This is a genomic window from Pseudoxanthomonas sp. SL93 (genome assembly GCF_026625825.1).
Lineage (GTDB): Bacteria > Pseudomonadota > Gammaproteobacteria > Xanthomonadales > Xanthomonadaceae > Pseudoxanthomonas_A.
Genome location: NZ_CP113065.1, coordinates 1 through 16828 on the forward strand (window position 1 = coordinate 1; position 16828 = coordinate 16828).

The window sequence follows — 16828 nt, forward strand, 5'->3', positions numbered from 1 at the left end:
GCTGTCGCACTGGGTGTGGTTGCGCGCGCCGTCGGCATTGCGGTCCATCTTGACCAGGCCACGGTAGGTGTTCTGGCCGCGGCCGGCGCTGATGCCCTTGCTGACGATCTTCGACTTGGTGCGCTTGCCGATGTGGATCATCTTGGTGCCGGTGTCGGCCTGCTGGCGGTGGTGCGTCAGCGCCACCGAATGGAACTCGCCGGTCGAGTCGTCGCCCAGCAGCACGCAGGAGGGATACTTCCAGGTGATCGCCGAACCGGTTTCCACCTGCGTCCAGATCACCTTGCTGCGGTCGCCCCGGCACTCGGCACGCTTGGTGACGAAGTTGTAGATGCCACCACGGCCTTCCTCGTCGCCCGGGTACCAGTTCTGCACGGTGCTGTACTTGATCTCGGCGTCTTCCAGCGCCACCAGCTCGACAACGGCGGCATGCAGCTGGTTCTCGTCGCGCATCGGCGCGGTGCAGCCTTCCAGGTACGAGACGTAGGCCTTGTCCTCGCAGATGATCAGCGTGCGCTCGAACTGGCCGGTGTGGCCGGCGTTGATGCGGAAGTAGGTGCTCAGTTCCATCGGGCAGCGCACGCCCTTGGGGATGAACACGAAGCTGCCATCGGAGAACACCGCCGAGTTCAAGGCGGCGAAGTAGTTGTCGCCCACCGGCACCACGCTGCCCAGGTACTGCTTGACCAGTGCCGGGTGTTCCTTGATGGCCTCGCTCATCGAGCAGAAGATCACGCCCTTCTCGGCCAGTTCCTTGCGGAAGGTGGTGCCGACGGACACGGAGTCGAACACCGCGTCCACCGCCACGCCGGCCAGCCTGGCGCGCTCATGCAGCGGCACGCCCAGCTTGTCGTAGGTATCCAGCAGTTCCTGCGGCACGTCGTCCAGCGAGGCGTACTTGGCCTTTGGCGCGGAGTAGTAACTGATGGCCTGGAAGTCGATCGGCGCGATCTTCAGCTTGGCCCAGTGCGGCACCGGCATGGTCAGCCAGTGGCGGTAGGCGGCCAGGCGCCACTCGGTCATCCACTCGGGCTCTTCCTTCTTCGCCGAGAGGGCGCGCACCACGTCCTCACCGAGGCCCGGGGGCAGCGAATCGGACTCGATGTCGGTGATGAAGCCAGCGTCGTAGCGACGTCCCAGCTGTTCCAGGATTTCAGCGTTTTCGGTGGCCATCGGGCTGCCTACAGGTCAACTGGCGGCGACATGCACGGCGATGGGGCGCCTGCGCGTGTCGTCGGAGGAAGGGGGAGGGGTGATCATCTGGGCCAGCGTGAAGCCGCGCAGGGCGTCGGCCACCACGTCGTTGATCAGCCGCCAGTTGGCGCGCGCGCCGCACTGGTGGGCGATGCCGCAGTGGCTCTCGCTCTGGCTGCATTCGGTCATGGCCAGCGGACCTTCCATGGCCTCGACGATCTCGACCAGGGTGATGTCGGCCGCGCCACGGCTGAGGCGATAACCGCCGTGGACGCCGCGCAGGCCTTCCACCAGCCCGGCTTGGGCCAGCGGCTTCAATACCTTGCTGACCGTGGGCGACTCCAGGCCCGAATGCTCGGCCAGGTCGGACGCACTGAGCACCTCGCCCGGTCGTGCGGCGAGCACGGTCAGGACCACGGTGGCGTAGTCGGTAAGCTTGGTGACGCGGAGCATCGGGGGAAGGGTCCAGAAAGCGTACCGAAATTGTACGCTTTTATGCCCCCGGGCTCAAACCGGCTCTTTCGCGGCCCGGACAACCTGATGAATGTCACCCGCGATGGCTGATGCCTCGCACTGATGTCGGGCATGGGGAATCCGGACCATGGGCACCGTCCACTCCAGGACGAGACCCACAGGAAGCCTCGCCATGACCACCGCGCATTCCGACTCGACCGGTTCCCGGGCCAGCCAGGGCCCCGATTACCGCCCGCTGCTGCATGCCCTGCTGGCAGGGGGTGGCGTGTACCTGCTGTGGCGCCTGGCGCGCGGGATCGGCAACCTGTTCTGGACGATCTTCGGCCTGACCTTCGCGTTCTACTGGGTATGGGCCGGTCGCGGGTTCCCGTGGTGACCCGCCACCGCCTGCTGCCTCAGTGGCCGCCCGCCGGCGCCGCAGCCGGCGCCTGGGGCAGTACCAGCGTGAAGTAGGGCGCCGGCGGCGTCCTGCCCGGCGGCAGGTAGGTCGGGGCGGGCTCGCCCGCGGGACCCAGCGACTGCACGAAACGATAGATCGCGCGGCGGTCCTCGCGGGTCATCTCGCGCACGGCGAAGTCCGGCATGATCGGCCGGGTGCGCAGGTTGGCGCTGTACTCCAGCCACTGCGCCTCGGTCATGTCCTTCAGGTGCAGGCGCAGGTTGGTGGCGTAGGTGGTGCCCCACGGGCCGTTGTACCCCAGCGGCGAACCCAGCAGCCACTGCGCCTTCTCCACCTTGCCGCCGCGTTCGGCATAGCCCGCGGTATGGCAGTCGTTGCAGCCACTGGTGCGCACCAGGTATTCGCCACGCGCCACGATCTCGGCCTCGTTCTCGATCTGCGGAGGGGGTGCCAGCGTGGACACGGTACGGGTTTCGGGGGTGGGCTGGCAGGCGGCCAGCACAAGGGCGGACAGGGAAAGAGGCAACAGGGAATGCAGGCGCATGGAGCAGGTCTGTGGGAGGGAACCGGTCTTGAAACGCAGTGGTTTGCACGCAGCGGCCATCGCGCCGCGGGCTCCGTTCAGGTCGATGGACTTGGGAAAGCCCGCCAACTAGGGGAGAATCCCCGACTTCCGCCCCACACCACCGGACGTTGCATGCCCCGCAAGATCGAAGCCCGCCAATCCGACATCCACGGCAACGGCGTGTTCGCCATCGCCCCGATCGAGAAGGGCGAGCGGGTGGTGGAGTACAAGGGCAAGCGCCGCACGCATGACGAAGTGGACGCCGACGATACCGGCGACGTCGATTCCGGCCACACTTTCCTGTTCACGCTCAACGACGACTACGTCATCGACGCGAACCACAAAGGCAACAAGGCACGCTGGATCAACCACAGCTGCGACCCCAACTGCGAAGCGGTCATCGAAGAGCACGACGGCAAGAACCGCAAGAAGGACAAGGTCTTCATCGAGGCGATCCGCGCGATCAAGGCCGGTGAAGAACTGACCTACAACTACGGCATCACCCTGTCCGAGCCGCATACCGCGCGGTTGAAGAAGATCTGGGCCTGCCGCTGCGGCAGCAAGAAGTGCACCGGCACCATGCTGCAGCCCAAGCGCTGAGCTTCCCCCTACGGCACGGATGCCGTGGACTGCCAAAAGGTTGAAATGACCGAAGGCAGGTGTGGCATCCGCGTCTCGCCGCTAACGTTCGCGCACCCGGACCACCACCCGACCTGCCCATGTCCCTCACCCGCCTGATCGCCCTGCTTGCACTGGGCCTGCCCTGCGCTGCCGTCCACGCCGTCGACATCGATGGCCGCATCGATCCGGTCGAATGGCAGGGCGCCCGGCACATCACCGATTTCCGCAAGACCCAGCCGCTGACCGGCGAGCCCGGCTCGCTGCCGACCGAAGCCTGGGTGCTGGCGACGCCGGAAGGCCTGGCCATCGCCTTCCGCAACGTACAGCCTGCCGACGTGCCGCGCACGCGGCAGAAGGTGCAGCGTGATTTCGACGAGCAGGTGGATCGCGTCAATGCCTTCATCGACTTCGATGGCGACGGCCGCACCGGCTATGCCTTCACGGTCAGCTCGACCGGCGGCATCGCCGACGAGATCATCACCAACGAGAACCAGTTCAGCAGCGACTGGGATGGCCAGTGGCAGCACGCCGTCAGCGAGGACGAGCAGGGCTGGTCGGTGGAGCTGCGGGTGCCGTGGTACACCGCGCCCATGCGCGACGGCAAGGACGGCCAGCGCACGCTGAAGGTGTTCCTGGCGCGCGTGATCGGCTCGACCGGCGAGCGCTCGGCGTGGCCGGCCGCCAGTTTCGAGCGCCCGCGCTTCCTGTCCGATTTCTCGCCGTTGACGGTGACGCAGTACGACCAGTCACTGCTGGCGGTCACGCCCTACGTGTCGGGCCTGTACGACAACGTGGGTAGTGACGGCGACTTCAATGCCGGCGTGGACGTGTTCTGGAAACCCAGCGGGCGTTTCCAGCTGACCGCCACGCTGAAGCCCGATTTCGGCCAGGTGGAAAGCGACGACCTGGTGATCAACTTCAGCGCCACCGAAACCTTCGTCAGCGACAAGCGGCCGTTCTTCACCGAGAACCAGGGCATCTTCGAGCTGACAACGCCATCGGACTTCAGCCAGCAGCTGTACACCCGCCGGGTGGGCAGCACCGGCGACATCACCGCGGCGGTCAAGTTCAACGGCAGCCTGGGCCAGGCCAACTACGGCGTGTTCGCCGCGGAAGAGGACGGCGCCACCGGCCGCACGTTCCAGGCACTCCGGCTGGTGCGCGACTTCGAACGGCAGAATGTCGGCGCCATGCTGACGTACGTGGACGATCCCTGGCGCGACCGCGAGGCCACCGTGCTGGGCGTGGACCACAACTGGCGGCCCACCGAGCGCTGGAACATACGCACCCGCCTGCTGGGCAGCCGGATCGACCAGTCCGGCGACGAGGTGCAGGACGTCGGCGCCACCGTGTGGGCCGACTACGAGATGGACCGCGGCTGGCGCCAGCAGTGGATCGCCATGCATTTCGGCAACGACCTGCAGATCAACGATTTCGGCTATCTGTCCCGCAACAGCACCAACTATCTGCACTGGGAACTGCGCAAACGCTTCACCGACATGCCGGAGACGTCGCGCTACGCAACCAAGGACTGGCGCTGGCGGGTCAGCAGCAGCCACAACAACCATGGCGACAAGCTCAACGACCAGTTCCGCATCAGCCGCCAGGGCAACCTGCGCGACGGCAGCTACGAATACGCCCAGATGAACATCAACAGCGCCGGCCTGAGCGACCTGTTGCTGCGCGGCAACGGCCTGGCGCGCCTGCCCGCCAATGCCAATGCCTACTTCGAGTACGAGCGGCCGCGGAAGGGCAACTGGGGACACGAGACGGAACTGGAAGCCTTCACCGGCGGGCTGTCGGGCAACGACAAGGTCGGCGTGGGCGTGGGCTACACGGCCACCTACTTCGTCAGCGATGCCTTCAGCCTGTACAGCGGCTTCTACGCCATCCGCAATCCCGACTGGCTGGTCTGGCAGCGGGAAAACCTGGTGGGCAGCTTCAAGCGGCGCGAGGTGGACCTCAATGCCGGCGTGGAATGGGTCATCGACGAGCGCCACGAACTGCGGGTGAAGATGCAGGTGATCGCGCTGGATGCCCGCCTGCAGGATGCATGGCGCTTCGATCCGCGGGGTTATCCGGTGGCCACCAGCGAGCCGGTGGACGACTTCAGCGTGCGCAACCTGGGTTTCCAGGTGCGCTACCGCTACGAACTGGCACCGCTCTCGTACCTGTACGTGGTCTACGCCCGCGGCGGGTACGAGCAGTTGCCGTCCACGGAAGGCATGGACGACCTGCTGCAGGACAGCTTCCGCCTGCGCGACGACGAGCAGCTGATGGTGAAGCTGAGCTACCGTTTCGAGATCTGACGCTCGGGATCAGCGCGTCCCGGCGGAGGCCGGCGCAAGCCGCAGTTCCACATGGCCGTCGCTGATGCGCAGCGAATCCTCGCTCAAGGGACCCGGGACCTGGGCCAGGTCCTCTTCCGTCAGCTGGTAGAGCGGGCGGTCGCGGGCGTAGTCCTGCATCAGCGCGTTGACCATGCCGCGGGTACCGGCATCGATGCCGGCGCGCGAAGACTGCGCCTGGAAATCCTGCAGCTGCGGATCGGTGAGATGCAGGCCGCGCGTCGCCGGGTCGTAGCGCAGTCCGCTGGTGACGGTGAAGCGACCGCTTTCGGCCTTGCCGCCCGTCACCAGGGCGACATCGTATTCCAGCCCCAGCCGGATACGGTCGCCGGGGGCAGGGATGTCCACTTTGGGCTGGCGCAGTGACAGCGTGGCGAAGCCTTCCAGCAGATCACGCTCCATGGGGAAACCGGCTTCGGCGGCGGACTGCAGCTGTGCGGCGTTGAAGCGAAGGGTGGTGGAGGCGCTGTCGTTGGCCAGCGCCAATGCGGACGCCAGCAGGGTGGCCAGCAGCAGGGCAGGACGGAACAGGGGGATCTTCATGGCGTGCGCTCCTTACTGCAGGCGGATGACGACGCGGCCATCCTCGATGTCGGTGGTGCCGATGCGCTTGCCGGACGGAAGCCGGCGCAGCACGTCGCTGTCGATGCGGTAAACCGGCTCGTTGCGCGCGTATTCCACCAGCACGGTGTTGACGAGCTCGCGCGTGCCGCCGGACAGCAGCGAGCCCGCGCCCGGCACATCCACGGCGAGGATCTCGGGATTGTCCAGGTGCAGTCCCTGCGTGGCCGGGTTGTAGCGCAGGCGACTGGCCAGCGCGAAGTGGCCGCGGCTGACGTCACGTGCGCCCAGCGCACTGACGCCGATGTCGAAATCCAGGCGCAGGCGGTTGTCGCCCGCGGGGATGCTGAGCCTCGGGTTGGTCAATGTGGCCGAGACCAGCCCGCCGAGCTCGTCGAACTCGCGCGGGAAGCTGTTGTTGAGATAGCGCTGCAGTTGCGGCTGGGTGAAGTTGACCTGGTTGCCCAACAGGCCGGTGACCGTGTTGAGCGTTTCGCAGCCCGCCAGCGCCAGCGTGGCACCGGCGGCAAGGGCGGCGATCAGGAAGCGGCGACGTGTGCGCATGGAGGGCTCCGTGGGACGTGCGGGCACCTTAGCGGCCCGTGCCTGTCCGTGGGCTAACCGGCCAGGTCGGGATCATGCTCGAAGCGGCGTTTGCGTTCGGCGGTGTAGTGCCACCAGGGCGTGGACGCGCCGCCTTCCATGAAGCGCACTGCGGCGATGAAGCAATCGCACAGGCAGGGATCATGCCGTTGGCCGGTGGCGTGGTTGACGCGCTGGTAGAGCTGGTACGGGTCCTGCCCGGTCAAGTGCGCCGGCTGGAGGATGCCGATGCCCCGCAGGTCGCCGGCGATCGAGGGGCCGATGTTGGGAATGTCTTCCAGCCGGTGGGCGTCGGCGGCGTGGCGGGCTTTCGTCATTCCAGGCAGCTTACTCCGCGTCGCGTCCGCGCTGCTTGAATTGCTGGATGAACTCACCCATGTGCGGGCGCAGCGGGGCGAATACGTCATCGCTGTCCTTGCGATGCTCCAGCATCAGGCCGCTGAGCAGCTTGGTGCCGACGACCAGCGCGGCGCGCTCGTCGCCGCTGAAGCCACGCTGCCGCTGCACGTTCTCAAGGATGCGCATCCAGTCGTCGTGGCAGGCGTGTTCGAATTCGATGGTGCATCGGCCGTTGCACTGCAGGCCATCGGATTCGATGGGCGTGACGGTGATGCGGTAACGGTGGCTCTGGTTGGGCATGGCGGCGCGAGTGTGGCGGGGGTGAGGCCACGATAGGCCCGCTGCGGCGCCGGTACGAGCATCGGCGCCGCGATGCACTGTTCCGCCGCGCTGCCGGGTTCAGCGGACGGACGGTGCATCCTGCTGGCGAAACAGCGGCAGCGGGTCATAAGCGCCCTGGCTGCCGTACACGCCGTAGTGGAGGTGGGGCGGCGTGCCGCGCGCATTGCCGGTGGTGCCGACCGTGCCCAGCGGCTCGCCAGGCTGCACCACCTGGCCCTCCGCCAGCCCGATGGCCCAATCGTCCAGGTGGGCGTAGTAATGGCGCTCGCGCCCGGGCCCCAGCACCCACACCTGCCGGCCTCCCAGTCCGCTGTCGCGCACCGATACCACCACGCCGCGGGTGGCGCTGAGCACCGGCGTGCCGCGCGGCGCGAAGATGTCCACGCCCTGGTGGGTGCGCGTGGTGCCACGCGGCGCGCCGAACGTGTCGGCGATCCGTCCCGCCTTCACGCCCTGCACCGGGACGGGCAGGGAGGCAGGCGGGGGTGCGCGTGAGATGTCCCACAGCATGCGGGCCGTCGCCATGAAGGGTTGTTTCCATGACCACGCGGCCAGCAGGGCAAGCGCGGCCAGCATCGCCGTGCTGACCAGCCAGCGGCGGAGGCGCTGCGGGGCGGTCCGCGCCATCGCGGTGGATCAGCCCGCGCCGGCCTGCTGCGCCAACTGCTTCTCCAGGTGCGCCTTCAACTCGTCGCCCAGTTTCAGCTGGCGCGCCAGTTCGTCCAGGTAGGTCCGCTCCATGAAGCTCTGCTGGTCCGCCACCATCAGGCTGGCCAGGTACATCTCCGATGCGATTTCCGGCGTGCTGCCGGCGCGCGCGACTTCGGCCGGATCCAGCGGCTTCTCGAGTTCGGCGTGCAGCCAGCCTTGCAGTTCGTCGTCGTTGCTGATGCGGGAAAATTCGCCTTCGATCACCTGGCGTTCGCGTGCGTCGATGTGGCCGTCGGCTTTTGCCGCCGCCACGAGCGCCTTAAGGATGGCCTGGCTGTGGAGTTCGGCCTGCGGCGGTGGCAAGCGGTCCACCGTCTGCGGCGTGGCACCGGCGGCGAACCCGCCCTGTTGCTGCTTGTAGTCGTTGTACGCGCGGTAGGCCATCACGCCGATGGCAGCCAGGCCACCGTAGGTGGCCAGTTTGCGCGAGGTCTTGTTCTTGCCCAGCAGCAGGCCCAGCGCACCTCCGGTCACCGCGCCCTTGCCGAAGTCGGCGTTGAGCAGGCTGCCTCCGCCATTGGAGGACTTCAGCAGATGGTCTAGGAAACCCTGGATCTTCATGCGGCGCATACCTTCGGTAGGAGGGGATACCGGAAGAGTTGCGGGCGGCGGCGGGGGATCACAAGGGTGACCGATGGCACGGCGCGCGGTTGCCGCACATCCCAGCGGTACGTCCCGGCCCGCCCGGGGGTCATCCATCCAAAAAAAAACGGGACGGCATGGCCGTCCCGTTCTGGTGACACAGGAAGCGCAGCGATCAGGCTGCGGCGTCCTTCAGCTTCTTCAGCGGACGCACCTTCACCTTCACCGAGGCGGGCTTGGCGGCGAACCACTGCTCTTCCTTGGTGAACGGGTTGATGCCCTTGCGCTTCGGCTTGGCCGGCACATTGACGGCGCTGATCTTCAGCAGGCCCGGCAGGGTGAAGGAGCCAGCGCCCTTCTTGTTGACGGAGGCGTGCACGGCGCTTTCCAGCGAGGCCAGCACGGCGCGGACGTCCTTGGCGGCCACGGCGGTAGCTTCCGCAATGTGGGCGACGAGGCCCGACTTGCTCAGCGCTTCCTTGATCGGCTTCGGCGCGGCCGGCTTTGCAGCGGCCTTCGGTGCGGCTTTCTTGGCGGCCTTTTTCGGCGCGGCCTTCTTGGTGCTCTTTGCCATAGTGTCCTGTCTCTACAGTCGGTAGGTTGGGTAATCGGGGCCGATTACGTCGGCAAGCGAAATGTAGGGCAAAGGAATCGCGCCGCCAAGAGCAGATGGGCATGCAAACCGGCTTTTTTTCGCTTTTTTTCGTTTTTCTTCGCCATGTGGCCCGCGAACGCCGCCTGCGCGTGTCGGAAACTCCCCGACGACCGCGTGTCGGGTGGTCGCGTGGAGGCGTCGCCGACAGGCGCCGGACGGTCCGCGCGGCGCCTCCCCACCTCACAATGCGCGATCAATCGTCTTCGTGGCGAGGCTTGTAACTGTCCACCAGCTTCTGCTGCTGGTTGGGCGGCACGGGTTCGTAATGGCTGAAATCCAGCGCGTAGCGGCCTTGTCCGGCGGTCATGGACTTCAGTTCCGCCGCGTATCCGTCCAGTTCGGCCAACGGCACCTGCGCCTTGACCACGATCTCGCCACGCAGTGTGTCGGTGCCGTTGATGCGCGCGCGCTTGCTGGACAGCCCGCCGGTGACGTCGCCCACCTGCGCTTCCGGCACGCTGACTTCCAGGTCCACCACGGGTTCCAGCACCTGTGGGCGCGCCTTGGCGATGGCGTCCAGGAACGCCTTCTTGCCGGCAGCGACGAAGGCCACTTCCTTGCTGTCCACGGGGTGGTGCTTGCCGTCATGCACCACCACCCGCACGTCCTGGAGGGGATAGCCGGCGATCGCGCCGCCGCTCAGCACCTGGCGCACGCCCTTCTCCACCGCCGGCATGAACTGGCCGGGGATGGTGCCGCCCTTCACCTCGTCGACGAACTCGAACCCGCCGCCGCGCGGCAGCGGTTCGATGCGCAGGAACACTTCGCCGAACTGTCCCGCGCCGCCGGTCTGCTTCTTGTGACGATGGTGGCCTTCGGCCTTCGCGCTGATGGTCTCGCGGTAGGCGATGCGCGGCGGGCGTGTCTTCACCTCCACGCCGTGCCGCTCCTTCAGGCGTTCCAGCATCACCCGCAGGTGCAGGTCGGACAGGCCGCGGATGACCGTCTCGTTCAACTCCGGCTGGTGCTCGACGACGAAGGCGGGATCTTCTTCCGCCAGCCTCTGCAGCGCGGTCGAAAGCTTCTGTTCCTGGCCCTTGCTGGCCGCTTCGATGGCCAGGCCGAACATCGGGCGGGGAAAGTCGATCGGCGCCAGGTGGATATGGTCCTCGTCGTGGCTGTCGTGCAGCACGGCATCGAAATGCAGGTCCTCGACCTTGGCGACCGCGGCGATGTCGCCGGGGATGGCCTGGTCGATCTCCACGTGGTCCTTGCCCTTCAGCTTGAACAGGTGGCCGACCTTGAACGGCTTCTTGCCGTCGTCGACGAACAGCGGCGTTTCCTTCCTCACCGTGCCCTGGTACACGCGGAAGATGCCCAGCTTGCCGACGAAGGGGTCGTTGATGATCTTGAAGACGTCGGCGATGACGTGCGCGCGCGGGTCGGGCACGGCTTCGATCGGGCGCGCGTCGGCGCCGCTGCCCTTGAAGAAAGGGGGCGGGTTGGCTTCGGCGGGGTTGGGGAACAGGCGCTCGGCCACGTCCAGCAGCTCCTTCACCCCGACACCGGTGCGCGCGGACGTGAAGCACACGGGCACCAGATGGCCTTCGCGCAGGCATTGCTCGAAGGCATCGTGAAGTTCCTCGCCGGACAGGCCGTCTTCGCCCAGGTCCAGGTAGTGCTCCATCACCGTCTCGTTGATCTCGACCACCTGGTCGATGATCTTCTGGTGCCAGTCGGCGACAGGGCCCAGGTCCGAATCGCCGGCGGACTGGCCGAAGCAGTCGATCACCGCTTTCGCGCCCTGCGCCGGCAGGTTGAGCGGCAGTACCTCGGGGCCGAACTCCTCACGCAGCGCGGCCAGCACGCCAGCAGCGTCGGCGCCCTCGTGGTCGATCTTGTTGACGACGATGGCGCGGCAGAGGTTGCGTTCGCGCGCGCGCTCCATCAGGCGGCGCGTGCCGTGCGCGATGCCCGTATCCGCATCGACCACGATCAGCACCGTTTCCACCGCGGTGAACGCCGACAGGGCCGGCCCGCGGAATTCCGGGTAGCCGGGCGTGTCGATCAGGTTGACGTGGATCGGCAGGCCCGAGGCCCCGCCGTGGTCGGTGCTGGCGATGGCGGTGTCGATGGAGTGGCCACGGGTCTTTTCGATCGGATCGTGGTCCGACACCGTGGTGCCGCGCTCAATGGTGCCTGCCACCTGGAGGGCGCCGCCGGCATGCAGCAGGGCTTCGAACAACGTTGTTTTGCCGGCGCCGGGGTGGCCTGCGAGGGCCACGTTGCGGATCTGCTGTGTGCTGTACGACATGAGGCCGTTTCTCCCTGGAATGGGTCGAAGGGCCGTCATGGCTGTCCGGGCGGAGCGCGCATCCCGTGAGCGAGGCGCTCGGCGGGCGGTCATGGCGGGCGGCCAGCATCCGCGCGCCGGGCAGGGGGGTCAAGTCGCACTGCGGAACACGCCGTGAACACCTGCCGGTGTACCCTTCGCTTCCCCCCTGACCCGAGGAACTCAGCCATGGCTTTGAAGCGTTATGCGGATGCAGTGTGGAATGGTGACCTGCAGGCCGGCAAGGGCAGCTTGAGCACGCCGCAGAGCGGCCTGTTCGAAGCGCAGAACTATTCCTTCAAGACCCGCTTCGGCGACGAGAAGGGCACCAACCCGGAAGAACTGCTGGCGGTCGCCCATGCGGGCTGCTTCAGCATGGCGTTGTCGGCGGTGCTGGGAAAGGCGGGCTTCACGCCCGACAAGATCCAGACGCGCGCCGAAGCGACGATGGAGCCGGGCATGGATCCGGGCCCGACCGTGACCGGCGTGAAGCTGATCGTCTCGGCCAGCGTGCCCGGCATCAGCGCCGCGCAGTTCGAGGAAATCGCCCAGCAGGCCAAGGCCGGCTGCGTGATCTCCCGCGCGCTGTCGGTGCCGGTGACGATGGAGGCCACGCTGCTCTGATCCCGTTGTTCCCTTGACTCCGCGTTGCCCGCAAGCCGCACGCGGGACGGTGCCGCGATGAGCGGCTTCCGTTCCGCGTTGCTGGTGCATGGCGGTGGTGGCGGTGGCTGGGAATGGAGCCTGTGGCGCGATGTGCTGGCCTCGGCCAGCATGCAGGTGAGCGCGCCCGATCTGCAGCCAACGATCAACGGCGTTGCGGCGACGCGCCTGGGCGATTACCAGCGGCAGGTGGACCGCCTGCTTAAGGCCTTGCCGCGTCCGCGGGTGGTGATGGGTGCCAGCCTGGGTGGCCTGCTTGCCCTGCGCAGCGCCGCGCACGCGGATTCCCTGGTGCTGGTGAATCCGCTGCCACCGTCTCCCTGGCATCGCGATCTCACCGCGCGCATGTGGCCCGACCTCGTCCCATGGCGGCGCAATGCGCGGCTTGCTTCCACGCGCCAGGCATTGCCCGATGCCGACGAGGCCAGTGCACTGTTCGCGTTCCGGCACTGGCGGGACGAGTCCGGTGCCGTGTTGCGCGAGGCGTACGGCGGCGTGCCGGTCGAGCGTCCTGCCTGCCGAATGCTGTTCGTCGTGTCGCAACGGGACGAGGACGTTCCGGTGACCATTGCGCAGACCATGGCGGCGGACTGGGGTAGCGAGGTGCTGCAAACGCTTTCAACCAGCCATGCCGGCCCCTTGCTGGGCAGACATGCCGCCGGCATCGCGGCGCAAACTGTCGAATGGCTAAACAAGGAGAGGGAGCCCGGCTGAGTTCAGCCGCTTTTCACCCGCGCGGCCGGAGCATGCCCCTGCGCCATCCCGGCGTTGGGGAGTCCCGACATGAAGCGTGTTTCCGCCACCCTGCTGGCCCTCGGTCTGCTGGCGTCCGGCGCTGCGTCCGCGCAGTCTTCGCGCTACTACGGGACCGACGGCCGCGATGCCTACGCCCCGCAGTACGAATACGCACGCGTGATCCGCGTGGATCCCGTCATCGACGGCGGTTACCGCACGACCGGTGCACAGCAGAACTGCTACTACCGTGACGCCGACGACGTGTACGCGCGCGATACCTACCGCAACGACCGCTATGGTGACGATGGCTACGGCTATCCCGACGATCGCCGCGACGGTTACTACGGTGACCAGCGTTATCCCGGCGGCGGCAGCCAGACGGGACGCACGGTCGCGACGGTGATCGGTGGCATCGCCGGTGCCGTGCTGGGCAGCAAGGTCGGGGACGGGAGCGGTCGTTACGTGGGCACCGCGGTCGGTTCGATGGTCGGCGGCATGGCCGGACGTTCCATCTATGACAGCGCCCAGCGGGACCGTCAGGTGCAGCGCGGTCAGGTCCGCGTCTGCGATCCGGTCCCGGTCACGGGTGCCAGTCGCCATGGCGACGACTACTACGGCGACGGTCGTGTCAGCGGATACGACGTCACCTACGAGTACGGCAACCGTACCTACCAGACCCGGACCGACCATCATCCAGGGGACCGCATCCGCGTGCGCGTGGACGTGCGCCCGGAATGACCGCGGCCTGACGCCATCGCTTCTGCGGACACATCGTCGAACGACGGGGGATCCTGCCGCAACCGAGGGGCCGCAAGGCCCCTCTTTTTATGCCGCGGTTGCCGCCGCCTCCGCTACGCCGCATAGTCCCGTCGGTCATCGATAACGGAGCAGGGCATGCAGCGTCTGGCGTGGGCAATGGGGTGCGTACTGGGTCTGGCGGGTGTCGCCCATGCACAGGTACAGGTACAGGTATTGACCGCCGCGCGCGTGCATACCTCCGATCCCGCGCAACCGACGGTGGAAGCGCTGGCGTGGGATGACACAGGGCGCCTGCTGGCAGTAGGAGAGGCCAAGGCCCTGCTCGCGAGGTACCCCGATGCCAGGCGCATCGATGCGGGTGGGCGGACGGTGATTCCGGGCCTGATCGACGCGCATGGCCACGTCATGGGACTGGGCTATGCCCTGATGCGTGCCGACCTGGTGGACGCGCGCGACAAGGCCGAGGTGATCGCGCGCCTGCGAGAATACGAAAAAACGCTTCCCCCCAATGCCTGGCTCCTCGGCAGTGGCTGGGACCAGAACGACTGGCCTGAGAAGCGTTTCCCCACCGCCGCGGACCTGGACGCCGCGTTTCCTGACCGACCGGTGTGGCTGGAACGCGTCGATGGCCATGCCGGCTGGGCCAACTCGGCCGCATTGCGGGCGGCTGCGGCGAAGTCCGCGCGTCCGCTGACCGGCGACTGGCAACCCGAGGGCGGGCGTATCGAACGCAGCAACGGTGCGCCATCGGGGGTATTCGTCGACGCAGCCATGTCGCTGGTCAACGGCGTCGTGCCCGCACCCGATGACGCCTATCGCCGCCAGGCGCTGGACAAGGCCTTGCAGGCGGCCGTGCGCAACGGGCTGACCGGTGTCCACGACATGGGGGTTTCGCGCGAAGACCTGGCGTTGATGAAAGCCGTCGCCGACGAAGGCGGGCTGCCGTTGCGCATTGATGCCTATGCCGACGGCGATGGCGCCGCGCTGGCCGATCTCTGCGCGAACGGCCTGTACCAGCATGCGGGCGGACGCCTGCAGATGCGCGGCGTGAAGCTCTATGCGGACGGTGCGCTCGGCAGCCGTGGCGCGGCGTTGCTGGAGGACTACAGCGACGATCCCGGCAACCGCGGCCTGCTGGTGACCGAACCCACCGCGCTGGAAGCGGCGATGCGCAAAGCGCACGGTTGCCATGTGCAGGTGGCCACGCATGCGATCGGCGACCGCGGCAATCGGCTGGTGCTCGATGCCTATGCGCGCGTCCTCGGCGACGAGGCCCGCCAGGATCATCGCTGGCGCATCGAGCACGCACAGGTGGTGGCGCCGGAGGAAATGCCGCGCTTCGCCACGCTGGGCGTGATCGCCTCGATGCAGCCGACGCATGCGACCTCGGACATGCCGTGGGCACAAGATCGCCTGGGCCCGGTGCGCGTCACCGGTGCCTACGCCTGGCAGCGCCTGCGTGACAGTGGCGCGCGGCTGGCGCTGGGCTCCGATTTCCCGGTCGAATCGGTCGACCCGCGGCGGGGCCTGCATGCGGCGGTGACGCGCCAGGACCGCCACGACCACCCTGACGCGGGATGGATGCCCGACCAGCGACTCAGTGCGGTGGACGCGCTGCGCGGTTTCACCGCCGATGCGGCGTATGCCGGGCGCGACGAGGCGAACGTCGGCCGGCTGGCGGTGGGCATGCGCGCCGACTTCGTCATCCTGCAGGATGATCCGCTGGCCGTGCCCGCGGCCCGGCTGGACGACCTGCGCATCGAGTCGACCTGGGTGGACGGCAAACCGGTATACCAGGCCCGCTAGGACGCATTTGAAGTCTGCTTCACAGCGGTTCTCCAGAGTGATGCACCTAACCTGGAGAATCCTCGTCATGCCTGTTCCGTCACCGCTGCTCGCGCGCTCCGCACTCGGCCTGCTGTTGGCCGCGTGCCTGACCCCCGCTCTGGCCAAGGAACCACCGAAGGTGCTGATGGTGGTCAGCGGCGAAGGCCGCGATGAAGGCAAGACGAGGCCCGGCTTCGAAATGGACGAGTTCTCGCAGGCCTACCTGATCTTCCGCCAGAACGGCCTGCGCGTGGACGTGGCCAGTCCGCAGGGCGGTGCCGTGGTGGCCGACAAGTACAACGCCAAGGAGCCTTTCAACGCACAGGTGCTGGCCGATGCCGATGCCATGCGCCAGCTGGCGCAGTCGCGGTCCACCGCCACGCTCGAGGCGGACGACTATGCCGCCGTCTATGTGGTGGGCGGCAAGGGCGCGATGTTCGACCTGCCGCGCGACACCGCGCTGAAGACGTTGCTGGCCGACGTGTACGAACGTGGCGGCGTGGTGGCCGCGGTCTGCCACGGCCCGGCGGCCTTGAGTGGCGTGCGGCTGGATGACGGTTCGCTGCTGGTGGCCGGCAAGGCGATGACCGGTTTCACCAACGAAGAGGAAACCGTGTTCGGCAAGCGCTGGGCGAAGGAATTCGCGTTCCTGCTTGAGGACCGCATGCGGGAGGAGGGCACCCGGTGGCAGGAGGCCGCGTTGATGATGCCGAAGGTGGTGGTCGATGGCCGCCTGGTGACCGGCCAGAATCCTTATTCCACCCCGGGCGTGGCGGACGCCATCGTGCGCGGGCTGGGCCTCACGCCGGTGGCCCGTACGCCTTGGCGCGACGAGGCGACGATGACGCTGGTGGCGGACTTCCTGTCGGGCCAGCAGGCGGCCGCGCGCGCTGCGCTCGCCGGCAAGCGCGATGCGTACCACGTGGAACTGATCGGCCTGCTGGGTTACTACCAGCTGCAGGCGGCTGCCAGTGACGCGGCGGTGCGCGACGCGCTGGGCATCATGCAGCTGGCCGAGCCCTACATGGCTGAACCGCAGTTGCAGCTGGGCATCGCCGAAGCCCAGTGGCGCCTGGGCCAGGTGGCACAGGCGCGCGCGACCGCCGAGCGCATACTGGCCGCACATCCCGACCTGAAGGACGCGGCCACGCAGCTGCTGGCGCGCATGGACAAGTAA

At 67.5% G+C, this 16828-nt stretch carries 19 protein-coding genes; 8 read left to right on the forward strand and 11 right to left on the reverse strand.

Annotated features, from left to right (window positions below):
- The coding region (sufB, locus tag OVA13_RS00005; RefSeq protein WP_267791812.1) for a Fe-S cluster assembly protein SufB at window positions 1-1173 on the reverse strand (1173 nt) is incomplete at its 3' end.
- Window positions 1174-1188: 15 nt separating this feature from the next.
- Window positions 1189-1647 (reverse strand): SUF system Fe-S cluster assembly regulator, encoded by a 459-nt coding sequence (locus OVA13_RS00010; protein ID WP_267791813.1) that lies wholly within the window; start codon window positions 1645-1647, stop codon window positions 1189-1191.
- Window positions 1648-1840: 193 nt separating this feature from the next.
- Between OVA13_RS00010 and OVA13_RS00015 the strand changes: the two genes are divergently transcribed.
- Window positions 1841-2044 (forward strand): hypothetical protein, encoded by a 204-nt coding sequence (locus tag OVA13_RS00015; protein ID WP_267791814.1) that lies wholly within the window; start codon window positions 1841-1843, stop codon window positions 2042-2044.
- Window positions 2045-2063: 19 nt separating this feature from the next.
- Here the strand turns inward: OVA13_RS00015 and OVA13_RS00020 are convergent, their stop codons facing one another.
- Window positions 2064-2612 (reverse strand): c-type cytochrome, encoded by a 549-nt coding sequence (locus OVA13_RS00020; protein ID WP_267791815.1) that lies wholly within the window; start codon window positions 2610-2612, stop codon window positions 2064-2066.
- A gap of 153 nt (window positions 2613-2765) precedes the next feature.
- Between OVA13_RS00020 and OVA13_RS00025 the strand changes: the two genes are divergently transcribed.
- Together OVA13_RS00025 and OVA13_RS00030 are read left to right on the forward strand one after the other, a co-directional pair.
- Complete coding sequence (locus OVA13_RS00025) at window positions 2766-3233, forward strand: SET domain-containing protein (protein ID WP_267791816.1); 468 nt, start codon at window positions 2766-2768, stop codon at window positions 3231-3233.
- Window positions 3234-3352: 119 nt separating this feature from the next.
- Complete coding sequence (locus tag OVA13_RS00030; RefSeq protein WP_267791817.1) at window positions 3353-5563, forward strand: DUF5916 domain-containing protein; 2211 nt, start codon at window positions 3353-3355, stop codon at window positions 5561-5563.
- Between the two features lie 9 nt (window positions 5564-5572).
- Here OVA13_RS00030 and OVA13_RS00035 read toward each other — a convergent pair whose 3' ends face one another.
- The 8 genes from OVA13_RS00035 to fusA all read right to left on the reverse strand — a co-directional run bounded on the left by OVA13_RS00035 (window position 5573) and on the right by fusA (window position 11649).
- Window positions 5573-6145, reverse strand: coding sequence for a DUF1439 domain-containing protein (locus tag OVA13_RS00035; protein WP_267791818.1), 573 nt, complete (start codon window positions 6143-6145; stop codon window positions 5573-5575).
- Between the two features lie 12 nt (window positions 6146-6157).
- Window positions 6158-6727: a DUF1439 domain-containing protein gene (locus tag OVA13_RS00040; protein WP_267791819.1), complete on the reverse strand. Its 570-nt coding sequence runs from the start codon at window positions 6725-6727 to the stop codon at window positions 6158-6160.
- 53 nt (window positions 6728-6780) lie between these two features.
- Window positions 6781-7083, reverse strand: coding sequence for a helix-hairpin-helix domain-containing protein (locus OVA13_RS00045; RefSeq protein WP_267791820.1), 303 nt, complete (start codon window positions 7081-7083; stop codon window positions 6781-6783).
- 10 nt (window positions 7084-7093) lie between these two features.
- Window positions 7094-7405, reverse strand: coding sequence for a DUF3861 domain-containing protein (locus OVA13_RS00050; RefSeq protein ID WP_267791821.1), 312 nt, complete (start codon window positions 7403-7405; stop codon window positions 7094-7096).
- Window positions 7406-7504: 99 nt separating this feature from the next.
- Window positions 7505-8074 (reverse strand): M23 family metallopeptidase, encoded by a 570-nt coding sequence (locus OVA13_RS00055; RefSeq protein ID WP_267791822.1) that lies wholly within the window; start codon window positions 8072-8074, stop codon window positions 7505-7507.
- Between the two features lie 9 nt (window positions 8075-8083).
- Window positions 8084-8719 (reverse strand): tellurite resistance TerB family protein, encoded by a 636-nt coding sequence (locus OVA13_RS00060; RefSeq protein WP_267791823.1) that lies wholly within the window; start codon window positions 8717-8719, stop codon window positions 8084-8086.
- Window positions 8720-8915: 196 nt separating this feature from the next.
- Window positions 8916-9314: an HU family DNA-binding protein gene (locus tag OVA13_RS00065; protein ID WP_056878154.1), complete on the reverse strand. Its 399-nt coding sequence runs from the start codon at window positions 9312-9314 to the stop codon at window positions 8916-8918.
- 274 nt (window positions 9315-9588) lie between these two features.
- The gene (gene fusA, locus OVA13_RS00070) at window positions 9589-11649 is read right to left on the reverse strand and encodes an elongation factor G (protein ID WP_267791824.1); all 2061 of its coding nucleotides are present in this window, start codon (window positions 11647-11649) and stop codon (window positions 9589-9591) included.
- Between the two features lie 207 nt (window positions 11650-11856).
- Between fusA and OVA13_RS00075 the strand changes: the two genes are divergently transcribed.
- From OVA13_RS00075 to OVA13_RS00095, 5 genes are all read left to right on the forward strand, one after another.
- Window positions 11857-12291, forward strand: coding sequence for an OsmC family protein (locus OVA13_RS00075; RefSeq protein ID WP_267791825.1), 435 nt, complete (start codon window positions 11857-11859; stop codon window positions 12289-12291).
- Window positions 12292-12348: 57 nt separating this feature from the next.
- Entirely contained in the window at window positions 12349-13044 is a 696-nt protein-coding gene (locus OVA13_RS00080; RefSeq protein WP_267791826.1) for an alpha/beta fold hydrolase, read from the forward strand.
- Window positions 13045-13113: 69 nt separating this feature from the next.
- Window positions 13114-13803, forward strand: coding sequence for a glycine zipper 2TM domain-containing protein (locus tag OVA13_RS00085; protein WP_267791827.1), 690 nt, complete (start codon window positions 13114-13116; stop codon window positions 13801-13803).
- A 156-nt stretch (window positions 13804-13959) separates the two neighbouring features.
- Entirely contained in the window at window positions 13960-15630 is a 1671-nt protein-coding gene (locus OVA13_RS00090; RefSeq protein ID WP_267791828.1) for an amidohydrolase, read from the forward strand.
- Window positions 15631-15697: 67 nt separating this feature from the next.
- On the forward strand, window positions 15698-16828 hold the full coding sequence (locus OVA13_RS00095) for a DJ-1/PfpI family protein (RefSeq protein WP_267791829.1): 1131 nt from the start codon (window positions 15698-15700) through the stop codon (window positions 16826-16828).

Excerpts from the sequence above, each read along its gene's own strand:
- OVA13_RS00010 (WP_267791813.1), bottom strand. The coding sequence starts at position 1,647 with ATGCTCCGCGTCACCAAGCTTACCGACTACGCCACCGTGGTCCTGACC.
- OVA13_RS00015 (WP_267791814.1), top strand. The coding sequence starts at position 1,841 with ATGACCACCGCGCATTCCGACTCGACCGGTTCCCGGGCCAGCCAGGGC.
- OVA13_RS00020 (WP_267791815.1), bottom strand. The coding sequence starts at position 2,612 with ATGCGCCTGCATTCCCTGTTGCCTCTTTCCCTGTCCGCCCTTGTGCTG.
- OVA13_RS00025 (WP_267791816.1), top strand. The coding sequence starts at position 2,766 with ATGCCCCGCAAGATCGAAGCCCGCCAATCCGACATCCACGGCAACGGC.
- OVA13_RS00030 (WP_267791817.1), top strand. The coding sequence starts at position 3,353 with ATGTCCCTCACCCGCCTGATCGCCCTGCTTGCACTGGGCCTGCCCTGC.
- OVA13_RS00035 (WP_267791818.1), bottom strand. The coding sequence starts at position 6,145 with ATGAAGATCCCCCTGTTCCGTCCTGCCCTGCTGCTGGCCACCCTGCTG.
- OVA13_RS00040 (WP_267791819.1), bottom strand. The coding sequence starts at position 6,727 with ATGCGCACACGTCGCCGCTTCCTGATCGCCGCCCTTGCCGCCGGTGCC.
- OVA13_RS00045 (WP_267791820.1), bottom strand. The coding sequence starts at position 7,083 with ATGACGAAAGCCCGCCACGCCGCCGACGCCCACCGGCTGGAAGACATT.
- OVA13_RS00050 (WP_267791821.1), bottom strand. The coding sequence starts at position 7,405 with ATGCCCAACCAGAGCCACCGTTACCGCATCACCGTCACGCCCATCGAA.
- OVA13_RS00055 (WP_267791822.1), bottom strand. The coding sequence starts at position 8,074 with ATGGCGCGGACCGCCCCGCAGCGCCTCCGCCGCTGGCTGGTCAGCACG.
- OVA13_RS00060 (WP_267791823.1), bottom strand. The coding sequence starts at position 8,719 with ATGAAGATCCAGGGTTTCCTAGACCATCTGCTGAAGTCCTCCAATGGC.
- OVA13_RS00065 (WP_056878154.1), bottom strand. The coding sequence starts at position 9,314 with ATGGCAAAGAGCACCAAGAAGGCCGCGCCGAAAAAGGCCGCCAAGAAA.
- fusA (WP_267791824.1), bottom strand. The coding sequence starts at position 11,649 with ATGTCGTACAGCACACAGCAGATCCGCAACGTGGCCCTCGCAGGCCAC.
- OVA13_RS00075 (WP_267791825.1), top strand. The coding sequence starts at position 11,857 with ATGGCTTTGAAGCGTTATGCGGATGCAGTGTGGAATGGTGACCTGCAG.
- OVA13_RS00080 (WP_267791826.1), top strand. The coding sequence starts at position 12,349 with ATGAGCGGCTTCCGTTCCGCGTTGCTGGTGCATGGCGGTGGTGGCGGT.
- OVA13_RS00085 (WP_267791827.1), top strand. The coding sequence starts at position 13,114 with ATGAAGCGTGTTTCCGCCACCCTGCTGGCCCTCGGTCTGCTGGCGTCC.
- OVA13_RS00090 (WP_267791828.1), top strand. The coding sequence starts at position 13,960 with ATGCAGCGTCTGGCGTGGGCAATGGGGTGCGTACTGGGTCTGGCGGGT.
- OVA13_RS00095 (WP_267791829.1), top strand. The coding sequence starts at position 15,698 with ATGCCTGTTCCGTCACCGCTGCTCGCGCGCTCCGCACTCGGCCTGCTG.